Origin of the sequence: Pseudomonas sp. CG7, from assembly GCF_023701885.1 — a bacterium.
Lineage (GTDB): Bacteria > Pseudomonadota > Gammaproteobacteria > Pseudomonadales > Pseudomonadaceae > Aquipseudomonas > Aquipseudomonas zanjanensis.
In genome coordinates, this window is the sequence record NZ_JABAEE010000133.1 from 1 (window position 1) to 10,658 (window position 10,658).

Consider the following 10,658-nt stretch of genomic DNA (forward strand, 5'->3'; position numbering starts at 1 on the left):
CACCATGACCCTCGCCGCCCCCGAACTGCTGGCGCCCGCCGGCACCCTGAAAAACATGCGTTATGCCTTCGCCTACGGTGCCGACGCGGTGTCCGCCGGCCAGCCGCGCTACAGCCTGCGGGTGCGCAACAACGAATTCGCCCACGGGACCCTGGCCTTGGGCATCGCCGAGGCCCAGGCCATGGGCAAGCGCTTCTACGTGGTGGTGCACATTGCCCCGCACAACGCCATGCTGCGGACCTTTCTCAAAGACCTCGAACCGGTGATTGCCATGGCACCGGACGCGCTGATCATGTCAGACCCGGGGTTGATCATGCTGGTTCGCCGGCATTTTCCGCAGATGCCAATTCACCTATCGGTGCAAGCCAACACGGTGAACTGGGCGAGCGTTGAGTTCTGGCAGCAGCTAGGTCTGTGTCGGATCATCTTGTCCCGGGAACTGTCCCTGGAAGAAATCGCCGAGATTCGCGAGCAAGTCCCGGCCATGGAGCTGGAAGTGTTCGTCCATGGGGCGCTGTGCATGGCCTATTCGGGGCGCTGCCTGCTGTCCGGTTATATGAACAAGCGCGATGCCAACCAGGGCAGCTGCACCAACGCCTGCCGCTGGAAATACTCGGCGCAGCCGGCGGTGGAAAATGCCGTGGGCGACATTGTGCAGAGCTATCAGCCCGAACCGACCCTGGGCCTCGGCGCGCCCACCGACCAGGTGTTTCTACTCCAGGAAGCCAATCGCCCGGACGAGTCCATGCCGGCCTTCGAGGATGAGCACGGCACCTACATCATGAACGCCAAGGACCTGCGGGCCGTGCAACACGTCGAGCGCCTGGCGCGCATGGGCGTGCATTCCTTGAAGATCGAAGGCCGCACCAAGTCGCACTTCTATTGCGCGCGCACCACCCAGGTGTATCGCCGGGCCATCGATGATGCGGTGGCCGGCCGGGAATTCGATCGCGGCCTGATGACCGACCTGGAGTCCCTGGCCCAGCGTGGCTACACCGAAGGCTTCCTGAGACGCCACGTGCATGACGAGTACCAGAATTACCAGAACGGCAGCTCAGTGTCGGAGCGTCAGCAGTTCGTCGGCGAACTGACCGGCGCACGGCGCGCACGCCTGGCCGAAGTGCGGGTGAAGAACCGTTTTGGCCTGGGTGATCACATGGAACTGATGACCCCCAAGGGCAACTTCCACTTCGACCTGCATCAATTGCAGGACATCAAGGGCCAGGCCATCGATGTGGCACCGGGGGACGGGCATGTGGTGTACGTGCCGATCCCGGATGCGGTGGATTTGCGGTTTGGGTTGTTGATGCGGGATGTCAGATCGGTGCCCACATGAGATCGATTCGTGGCGAGGGAGCTTGCTCCCGCTGGGCTGCGCAGCAGCCCCTATAACCCCAGGTAAGCAGGACCACTGAGCTGCCTGTTGAATGGGGCCGCTGCGCGGCCCAGCGGGAGCAAGCTCCCTCGCCACAATGGTGTATGACTTGAATTAGCGGAACGACTTGCCCGGCAGAAACTGCCGAAGGCTGCGATCCTCCGCTTCCGATAGGGCCTGGTAGCCCAGGCGAAAACATCTGGATCGAGAGCGAAAGATCGCAGCCTTCGGCAGCTCCTGCTGCTCCGGGTCAGATCCGGAACTGCCCCACCAGTTGACCCAGGCGCTGGCCCAGGTCGGCCAGGCTGCGGGACGTCTGGGCGCCGAGTTGGGTTTCGTCGGCGACGCTGTCCACGGCCACGGCGATCTGATGCACGCTGCGGTTGATTTCTTCGGCCACGGCGGTCTGTTCTTCGGCGGCGCTGGCGATCTGGGCGTTCATCGAGTTGATGGTGCCGATCAGCTGCGCCATGGTGTCCAGGGAGGCGCCCGCCTCGTTGGCCCGTTCCGAGGTGCCATCGCCGGCCTCGCTGGAACGACGCATCGCTTCCACTGCCGCGTGGGTGCCCGATTGCAGCCGGTCGATCATGCCCTGGATTTCCTGGGTACTTTGCTGGGTCCGGCTGGCCAGGGCCCGCACTTCATCGGCCACCACCGCGAACCCACGCCCCGCCTCGCCGGCACGCGCGGCCTCGATGGCGGCGTTGAGGGCCAGCAGGTTGGTCTGCTCGGCGATCGAACGAATCACCCCGAGCACACTGACAATCGAAGCCACGTCTTGCTGCAGGCTGTCCAAGGACACGCCGCTGCTGCGGATATCGTTCACCAGCGCATGAATCTGTTGGATGCTGCCTGCCACCACGCGCTTGGCCGATTGGCCTTCTTCGTCGGTCTGCTGGGCCGCGACGGCAGCGCCCTGGGCACTGCGAGCGACTTCCTGGGCCGCCGAGGACATCTCGTTGATCGCCGTGGCGACCTGATCGGTTTCGTGGCGTTGACGCTCCATCGCCTGTTCGGAGCGCTGGGCCTGCTCGGAGACTTGGGTCACCAGGCCGGTCAGTTGCGAGGTCATGTCGGTGATCTGTCGCCCCAGGCCGTGGATCTTGTCGACGAAGCGGTTGAACGAACCGGCCAACTGGCCCAGTTCATCCTGGCTGGTAATCGCCAGGCGCCGGGTCAGGTCACCCTCGCCCGCCGCGATGTCATCGAGGTTGTCTTTCATCAGGTGCAGGGGGCGCAGGATCGTGTTGGCGAGCACCAGGCCCACCACCGCAAGCACCAGCAACACCACGGCGGCGATCCCGACAATGCTCAGTACCACGCCTTGCAGGCGATCGTGGACCTTGGCTTCCACCAGCGCCACCTGGGCTTCGATGCCGTCCAGGTTGACTGAACTACCGACCGCCAGGTCCCACTTGGGCAGGTATTCGGTGTAGCCGAGCTTGGGCACCAGGTCCTTGCTGCCGGGCAGCGGCGAGCTGTATTCCAGGTAATGCGTGCCGTCCTTGGCGACTTTCACCAGGTCACGGTTGACGTAGACACCGTTCGGGTCGCGGTTGTCCTTGAAGCTCTTGCCCACGCCATCGGGGCTGTTGGCCTTGAACAGACGAATGGTCTCGGAGTCGTAGCCGAAGAAATAGCCGTCCTTGCCGTAGCTGATATTGGACAGCAGCTTGATAGCCTGGGCTCGCGCCTCGTTATCACCCGGCGCGGCGGCATCGTAGAGCGGCTTGATCGCGGTCAGGCCCACCGCCACGTAGTTCTGCAGCGTGGCCTTGGCCTCGCTGAGCAAGCGCTCGCGGGTTTGCTGGACTTCTTTACCCGCTTGTTCCTTCAAGATGAAAGCCGTGGTCAGGCTGATGATCACGGCGGACAGCAATACCGGCAGTATCGCAAGGGACAGGACTTTAGCCTTCAGGCTCAGGCGCATGCTGTTCACTCTTGTTGGTGTTATTGGCGTGGTTAGCTGTATTAACGGCAGCGCACGGCAAAACTGTAGGACAAGGTGAACAGGGCTTAAGGGAAGGATTGAATTTAAGGGCCCTATCGCGAGCAAGCTCGCTCCCACAGGGCCCGGTGGTGTTCACACCGATCCACTGTGAGAGCGAGCTTGCTCGCGATGAAGGCGACTCGGTCCCGAGTTACAGGACCATCGCCGCCACCCAACCAAACGCCAGCAGTGGCAGGTTGTAGTGGATGAAGGTCGGGACCACGGTGTCCCAGATGTGATGGTGCTGGCCGTCGATGTGCAGGCCGGAGGTCGGGCCCAGGGTCGAGTCCGAGGCAGGCGAGCCGGCATCGCCCAGGGCGCCGGCGGGGCCGACGATGCAGACGATTGCCAGCGGGCTGAAGCCCAGCTGCAGGCACAGCGGCACGAAAATCGTCGCCAGGATCGGCACCGTGGAAAACGACGAGCCGATGCCCATGGTCACCAGCAGCCCCACCAGCAACATCATCAGCGCGCCGATGCCCTTGTTGTGGCCGATCCAGGCCGCCGAGGTTTCCACCAGGCTTTGGACTTCACCGGTAGCCTTCATCACTTCGGCGAACCCTGAGGCGGCGATCATGATGAAGCCGATCATCGCCATCATCTTCATGCCTTCGGTGAACAGGTCGTCCGTCTCACGCCAACGCACCACCCCCGACAGCGAGAAAATCAGGAACCCGGCCAGGGCGCCGATGATCATCGAGTCCACCAGCAGCTGGATCGCGAACGCCGCCGCCACCGCAACCCCGGCCACGAGCAGGCTCAGCAGGTTGTAGCGCACGGCCACTTGCTCGGCCTTGGCGATCTTCTTCAGGTCATAGACGCGTTTCTTGCGGTACGTGATGAACGACAGCGCCAGGCCAAACACCATGCCCAGCGCCGGGATGCCCATGGCGTGGGTGATATTGATGCCACTGATATCGACGCCGCTGCGGGCGACATTAGCCAGCAGGATTTCATTGAGGAAGATGTTGCCGAAGCCCACCGGCAGGAACATATAGGGGGTGATCAGGCCGAAGGTCATGACGCAGGCGATCAAGCGACGGTCCAGCTGCAGCTTGGTCAGCACGTAGAGCAGCGGCGGCACCAGCAGCGGGATGAAAGCGATGTGGATCGGCAGGATGTTCTGGGAAGCGACCGCGACCGTGCCCAGCAGACCGATCAGCACCCATTTGACGCCCGAGCCACCGGCGACGTCCTGGCGATCCACCAGGGCCAGGGCTTTGTCCGCCAGGGCGTGAGCCATGCCGGACTTGGCAATCGCCACGGCGAAGGCGCCGAGCAAGGCATAGGACAATGCCACCGTCGCACCGCCACCCAGGCCGGCATTGAACGCCTTGAGCGTCGCCTCGATCCCCAGGCCGCCCGTCAGGCCGCCCACCAACGCGCCGATAATCAGCGCGATCACCACATGCACACGGGACAGGCTGAGCACGAGCATGACGCCAACCGCGGCAATTACTGCATTTATCATCGTTACCTCAAAGCACAGCGATGGAAAGCCACCGGACAAAAAGGTCGCGACTTTGCAGCAAGCAGCGGCAAGCTGCAAGGGCCGTGGGGCGGGTTTTCAATGACTTACCCTGTTTGAATCCACCACGGCCCTCTGTGGGAGCGAGCTTGCTCGCGATGGCGGTCTGACAGTCCATGCATCATTGCCTGGCACGGCGCCATCGCGAGCAAGCTCGCTCCCACAGGGGATTGGGGTTCATCCGATACCTTGAGCCTGCAGCCACAGGGGGTCTGTGCAGACCTCAACGCTTAGGCAACTCGATCACAACCTTCAACCCACCCCACTCGCTGTCATCCAACGCCAACAGCCCGCCCCAGGGGTCGACGATGTCCCGCACGATGCCCAGGCCCAGGCCGTGGCCATCGGTCTGTTCGTCCAGTCGCGTGCCGCGGCTGAACCCCTGCTCGCGGCGGTCCGCGGGAATGCCCGGCCCATCGTCCTCCACCGCCAGGCTGAACCCGTCGGCGGTTTCGGGCAGGGTCAGGCGCACCTCGGCATCGGCCCATTTGCAGGCGTTGTCCAGCAGGTTGCCCAGCAGTTCCAGCAAGTCTTCACGGTCCCAGGGCAGGTGCAGGCCCGGTGGGGCGACGTAGCTCAGGTGCAGGTGCTCGCCATGGATCATGTTCAGCGTGGCCAGCAGCCCTGGCAGTTCGGCGTCGCAGTCCAGGTGCGCGCCGGGCAAGGCATCGCCGGACAGCCGGGCACGGTTGAGCTCGCGGTTCAGGCGCTGGCGGACCTGCTCCAATTGGTCGAGCAACAGTTTGCGCAGCTCGGGATAGGGGTCAAGCTTCTCGTTCGATGCCAGGCTTTGCAGCACCGCCAATGGGGTTTTCAAGGCATGGCCGAGGTTGCCCAGGGCGTTGCGCGAACGCTTGAGACTGTCTTCGGTGTGGGCCAGCAGATGGTTGATCTGCGCGACCAACGGTTCAAGCTCCCGTGGCACCTGTTCGTCCAGTTGCGTGCGCTGCCCGCGCTGCAATTGGGCGATCTGCTCCCGAGCCCGGTCCAGCGGACGCAAGGCCCGGCGCACGGTGATGCGTTGCAGCAACAGGATCAGCAACAGCCCCGCCAACCCGAGCCCGAGGCCGACCTGTTGCATCCGGCGAAAGCTGTCACGCACCGGCGTATAGTCCTGGGCCACGCTGATGGAAATCGCCTGGCCCAGCCGCCGATAGTCGGTACGCAGCACCAGCAGCTTCTGGCCCTCCGGGCCCAGTTGCAGATTGCTGTGCAAGCCTGGGTGGTCGAGCCGGGGCAACTCCTGGTCCCACAGCGAGCGGGAACGCCAGTGCACATCGGCAAAATCGATGCGGAAATAATGCCCGGAGAACGGTCGCTGATAGGCCGGCGACAGGCGCCGTTCATCCAGTTGCAAGCCCCGCGGGCCGCGCACCAGGGCCACCAGCAGGTTTTCACTGTCGTTGCGCAGTCCGGCTTCCAGGTAACGCTGCAAGCCCAGCTCGAACAGCCACAGGCTGGTTTGCGCCAGGATCAGGCCGACCACCACCATCACACCGATCAGGCCCAGGCTCAGGCGCCGCTGGATGGATCTCACTGCGCCTGCCCGCCGAACAGGTAACCCTGGCCGCGACGGGTTTCGATCACGCTGCGTCCCAGCTTGCGCCGCAGGTGATTGACATGAACTTCCAGCACGTTGGAATCGCGCTCGGTCTCACCGTCGTACAGGTGTTCAGCGAGATGGCTTTTGGAAAGGATCTGTTCGGGATGCAGCATGAAATAGCGCAACAGGCGAAACTCGGCCGCCGTGAGCTGGATGTCGGTGCCGTCGCGGACCACGCACTGGCGACTCTCATCCAGGTGCAACCCGGCGGCCTTGAGCGTCGGTTGGTTGACTTGGCCATGGGAGCGTCGCAACAGTGCCTGGATCCGCAAGTGCAGTTCTTCAGGATGAAACGGCTTGGTCAGGTAGTCGTCGGCACCGGCCTTGAGGCCTTCGATGCGCTCGGCCCAGGACCCACGGGCGGTGAGGATCAACACCGGCGTCGCCAGGCCGCCAGCGCGCCACTGGGCCAATACGTCGAGCCCCGGCACACCCGGCAGGCCGAGGTCGAGAATGATCAAGTCGTAGGGCTCGCTGCTGCCTTGGTACACCGCGTCGCGACCGTCGGCGAGCCAATCGACGGCGTACCCTTGCCGTGCCAGCCCGGCCATCAATTCGTCCGCCAGGGGCACGTGATCTTCCACCAGAAGCAGGCGCATCAGTCTTCCTTATCTTTGAGTAAACGGCCGGTCTTGGCCTCCAGGTCCAGTTCGCGCACGACGCCGTCGGTGTCCAGCAGCTCGACTTCGTAAATATAGACGCCGTGTTTCTCCTCCAACTCGGCTTCCAGCAGTTTGGCGCCCGGGTGGCGGTCCAGCGCCTGTTGCAACAGATGCTCCAGCGGCAGGATAACGCCCTGCTGGCGCAGTTGCAGGGCCTCGTCCTGGTCCAGGTCACGGGCCACGGCCAGCGAACAAAACGCCAGCAACGCCAGCGCCCATCGGCAGCGGGCGCATAAATTAAGCTTCATTACAGATCCTGATGATTCTTGAGTACCGTGCCGTTGGTGGCGTCCAATTCCAGGTCCCACTCGATGCCCTTCGTATCGCGCAGGTCCACCTGGTAAATGTACTAGCCGTACGCTTCCTCCAACTCGGTCTCGGTGAAGGTGGCGCCAGGGTGCTTGACCAGGGCGGCGGCGTTGAGTTCTTCGACGGACAGGATGGTACCAGCGTCTTGCAGCTCACGGGCTTCGTCCACGCCCAGGTCTCGTGCATGAGCCAGGCTCGTACCAAGGGCCATGAGGATCGCGATGAAAAAGGCAGTCAGGCGGTTCATGGGTTGTCTCCTTTTTATAATCTTTGCCGGGGGACTGTATCGGGGTGAACTTAACTGAAACTGAATGGCCATCATAGAACCCACATCAACAGTGTGGGAGCGAGCTTGCTCGCGATAGCGGCAGCACATCCAACATCTTTACAGACTGACCCATCGCCTTCGCGAGCAAGCTCGCTCCCACAGGGTTTTGTGTCGTTATAATCAGCCGCCTACCCGTATTCGAGACCGGTATGACCGCTATCCATATCAAGTTTCCCGCCCTCACCCTCAAGGCCGGCCCCCGTGCGTTCGGACGGATTCGCCAGGCCGGCTTGAACGCCGTCGACGTCGGCATCCTGCCGGGCGCCGCCGGTGGCCCCAAGGCCCTGGGCATCCAGGGGCTCGATCTTGCGCTGTTCGGCGAATGGCTGCCCGCCGCGCCCCGGGAGCGCTCGCTGATCGGGGCCTCGGTGGGGGCGTGGCGCTTCGCCAGCGCCTGCCTGCCGGCTGCCGCCGAAGGGATCCGACGCCTGGGCACTTTGTACAACGAACAAAGCTTCGCCAAAGGCGTGACCATGGCCGGGGTCAGCCAGAGTTCGCAGCGCATGCTCGATGACTTGCTCGACGGCCGCGACACTTCGATCCTCGACCACCCGCGATACCGGCTCAACATCATGGTCGTCAAGAGCCACGGTCTGCTCGCCCAGGATCAGCGCGGCCGGCTGGGCCTGGGATTGTCGTCGGTGATCGCCGACAACCTGCGGGGCCGTGGGCGGTTGTCGCGGCATTTCGATCGGTTGATCATCCATGACCCGCGCCTGGCCCCGCCCCTGCATCCGCTGAATGACTTTCCGTCGCGCTTCGTGCCCCTTGCGGCCGGCAACCTGCGCCAGGCCCTGCTGGCTTCGGGCTCGATCCCGATGGTCATGGAAGGCGTGCGCGACCTGCCGGGTGCCGGTGCCGGCACCTTCCGCGACGGCGGTTTGCTGGACTATCACCTGGACTTGCCGTACAGCGGCGAGGATATCGTACTGTACCCGCACTTCACCGACCGGGTCATTCCCGGCTGGTTCGACAAGGGCCTGCCGTGGCGCCGGGGCAACGTCGAGCGCCTGCAGGACGTGTTGCTGCTGGCTCCATCCCGGGAATACCTGGCGCGCCTGCCCTACGGCAAGCTGCCGGACCGTAACGATTTCAAGCGTTTCATGGGCGATGACCCGAGCCGTCGCAAGTATTGGCGCACGGCGATGGATGAGAGCCGGCGGCTCGGTGATGAGTTTTTGGAGCTGACGGCCAACGGTGGCTTGGGCGAGCGTTTGCTGACCCTTTAGTCAGCACGGTCGCGCAACGCCGTGATCAAACTGATAAACTCCGCCGCCTGCCTCGCGACCGATATCTAAAGAGCCCGAACCTGTGGAAATCTTCAAAGAGTTTACCTTCGAATCCGCCCACCGCCTGCCCCACGTGCCGGACGGCCACAAGTGCGGCCGTCTTCACGGTCACTCGTTCAAGGTGGCGATCCACCTGAGCGGCGATATCGATCCGCACACCGGCTGGATTCGTGACTTCTCGGAGATCAAGGCGATCTTCAAACCGCTCTACGAGCGCCTGGACCACAACTACCTCAACGACATTCCTGGCCTGGAAAACCCCACCAGCGAAGTCTTGGCCAAGTGGATCTGGAATGAGTTGAAGCCGTTGCTGCCGGAACTCAGCGCCATCCGCATCCACGAGACCTGCACCAGCGGTTGCATCTACCACGGCGAATAAAAACCGGCTCAGCTACCTGGCCTGGACATCTCCTAGAACACAGAAGCTTCTGTAGCATGGATGCTTCTGTGGCGAGGGAGCTTGCTCCCGCTGGGCTGCGCAGCAGTCCCAAAAACAGCGACCTCAATCAACCTGATACGCCGCAATCTCAGGCTTGAGGGCCGCTTCGCGCCCCAGCGGGAGCAAGCTCCCTCGCCACAAAGGTGTCTCCCCTGCTGACTCGCATTGGCCTATGCTCTACCCCCTGAGCCATTATCCGGGGAGTATCGAGCATGACCCACTGGCCGCTGGATCAAACCTACGACTTCAACGGACACCCCATCCGCTACGCCATCCACGGCGACGGCCCGCCGCTGGTGTTCGTCCACGGCACGCCCTTCTCTTCCTACGTGTGGCCCCGCATCGCCCCGCTGTTCTTCGCCACCCACCGGGTGCATTACTTCGACCTGCTGGGGTATGGCCAGTCCGCACAGCCCGATGCCGACGTGTCCCTCGGTGTGCAAAACCATCTGCTCGCACAATTGCTGGAACATTGGCGCCTGGATTGCCCCGACGTGGTGGCCCATGACTTCGGCGGCGCCACAGTCCTGCGTACGCACTTGCTCAACGGCAAGGACTATCGCAGCCTGACCCTGATCGATCCTGTGGCGTTGTCGCCCTGGGGTTCGCCCTTCGTGCAGCATGTCCGCCAGCACGAAGCGGCCTTCAGCGGCCTGCCCGACTACATCCAGCGGGCCATCGTGCCGACCTATATTCGCGGCGCGATCAAACGGGACATCCCGGACGCCGAACTGGCGCCCTACGTGCAACCATGGCTTGGCGAACCGGGCCAGGCGGGGTTCTACCGGCAGATCGCCCAGATGGACGAGCGCTATACCCGCGAGGTCGAAGGCCTGTACCCGACCGTGCGCTGCCCGACCCAGATCCTCTGGGGCGAGGAGGACCAGTGGATCCCCATCGAGCGCGGCCGGGCCCTGCACCGGCTGATTCCAGGGGCGCAACTGCACCCGGTGCCGAATGCCGGGCATCTGGGCCAGGAAGCCGCGCCGGAAGCCGTCGTCGCGGCGGGGTTGCGGTTCCTGGCGTTGCCCCCAACCTGAAGCCCCCGGCATTCCACTGTGGGAGCGAGCTTGCTCGCGATGGCGGTGTGTCAGTTGATAGTTATGTGGCTGACCGTGTCTCTTATACACATCAG

General features: G+C 63.4%; 9 protein-coding genes and 1 pseudogene. 4 read left to right on the forward strand and 6 right to left on the reverse strand.

Annotation, left to right across the window (positions count from 1 at the left end; all coding sequences use genetic code 11):
* A partial coding sequence (gene trhP, locus HGO40_RS29390) for a prephenate-dependent tRNA uridine(34) hydroxylase TrhP (protein ID WP_502943354.1) occupies positions 1-1,336 on the forward strand: 1,336 nt, incomplete at its 5' end.
* Between the two features lie 289 nt (positions 1,337-1,625).
* Here trhP and ctpM read toward each other — a convergent pair.
* From ctpM to HGO40_RS29420, 6 genes and pseudogenes are all read right to left on the reverse strand, one after another.
* The gene (ctpM, locus tag HGO40_RS29395) at positions 1,626-3,305 is read right to left on the reverse strand and encodes a methyl-accepting chemotaxis protein CtpM (protein WP_250965906.1); all 1,680 of its coding nucleotides are present in this window, start codon (positions 3,303-3,305) and stop codon (positions 1,626-1,628) included.
* 211 nt (positions 3,306-3,516) lie between these two features.
* Positions 3,517-4,833 (reverse strand): Na+/H+ antiporter family protein, encoded by a 1,317-nt coding sequence (locus HGO40_RS29400; protein ID WP_250965912.1) that lies wholly within the window; start codon positions 4,831-4,833, stop codon positions 3,517-3,519.
* A 283-nt stretch (positions 4,834-5,116) separates the two neighbouring features.
* Complete coding sequence (locus tag HGO40_RS29405; protein ID WP_250965907.1) at positions 5,117-6,430, reverse strand: sensor histidine kinase; 1,314 nt, start codon at positions 6,428-6,430, stop codon at positions 5,117-5,119.
* The gene (locus HGO40_RS29410; RefSeq protein WP_053123507.1) at positions 6,427-7,095 is read right to left on the reverse strand and encodes a response regulator transcription factor; all 669 of its coding nucleotides are present in this window, start codon (positions 7,093-7,095) and stop codon (positions 6,427-6,429) included. Before HGO40_RS29410 ends, HGO40_RS29405 begins: the two co-directional genes overlap by 4 nt.
* The gene (locus HGO40_RS29415) at positions 7,095-7,406 is read right to left on the reverse strand and encodes a PepSY domain-containing protein (RefSeq protein WP_250965908.1); all 312 of its coding nucleotides are present in this window, start codon (positions 7,404-7,406) and stop codon (positions 7,095-7,097) included. The genes HGO40_RS29410 and HGO40_RS29415 overlap by 1 nt, the downstream gene beginning before the upstream one ends.
* Positions 7,406-7,714 (reverse strand): annotated as a pseudogene (locus HGO40_RS29420) (PepSY domain-containing protein). The gene HGO40_RS29415 and the pseudogene HGO40_RS29420 overlap by 1 nt, the downstream one beginning before the upstream one ends.
* A gap of 230 nt (positions 7,715-7,944) precedes the next feature.
* On the opposite strand from HGO40_RS29420, the gene HGO40_RS29425 reads away from it, so the two are divergent.
* The 3 genes from HGO40_RS29425 to HGO40_RS29435 all read left to right on the forward strand — a co-directional run bounded on the left by HGO40_RS29425 (position 7,945) and on the right by HGO40_RS29435 (position 10,563).
* Positions 7,945-9,024, forward strand: a complete 1,080-nt coding sequence (locus HGO40_RS29425; RefSeq protein WP_250965909.1) for a patatin-like phospholipase family protein — start codon at positions 7,945-7,947, stop codon at positions 9,022-9,024.
* Positions 9,025-9,106: 82 nt separating this feature from the next.
* Complete coding sequence (queD, locus tag HGO40_RS29430) at positions 9,107-9,463, forward strand: 6-carboxytetrahydropterin synthase QueD (protein ID WP_003203918.1); 357 nt, start codon at positions 9,107-9,109, stop codon at positions 9,461-9,463.
* Positions 9,464-9,735: 272 nt separating this feature from the next.
* Complete coding sequence (locus tag HGO40_RS29435; RefSeq protein ID WP_250965910.1) at positions 9,736-10,563, forward strand: alpha/beta fold hydrolase; 828 nt, start codon at positions 9,736-9,738, stop codon at positions 10,561-10,563.
* The last annotated feature ends 95 nt before the right edge of the window (positions 10,564-10,658 follow it).

Excerpts from the sequence above, each read along its gene's own strand:
- HGO40_RS29415 (WP_250965908.1), bottom strand. The coding sequence starts at position 7,406 with ATGAAGCTTAATTTATGCGCCCGCTGCCGATGGGCGCTGGCGTTGCTG.
- HGO40_RS29410 (WP_053123507.1), bottom strand. The coding sequence starts at position 7,095 with ATGCGCCTGCTTCTGGTGGAAGATCACGTGCCCCTGGCGGACGAATTG.
- HGO40_RS29425 (WP_250965909.1), top strand. The coding sequence starts at position 7,945 with ATGACCGCTATCCATATCAAGTTTCCCGCCCTCACCCTCAAGGCCGGC.
- ctpM (WP_250965906.1), bottom strand. The coding sequence starts at position 3,305 with ATGCGCCTGAGCCTGAAGGCTAAAGTCCTGTCCCTTGCGATACTGCCG.
- HGO40_RS29435 (WP_250965910.1), top strand. The coding sequence starts at position 9,736 with ATGACCCACTGGCCGCTGGATCAAACCTACGACTTCAACGGACACCCC.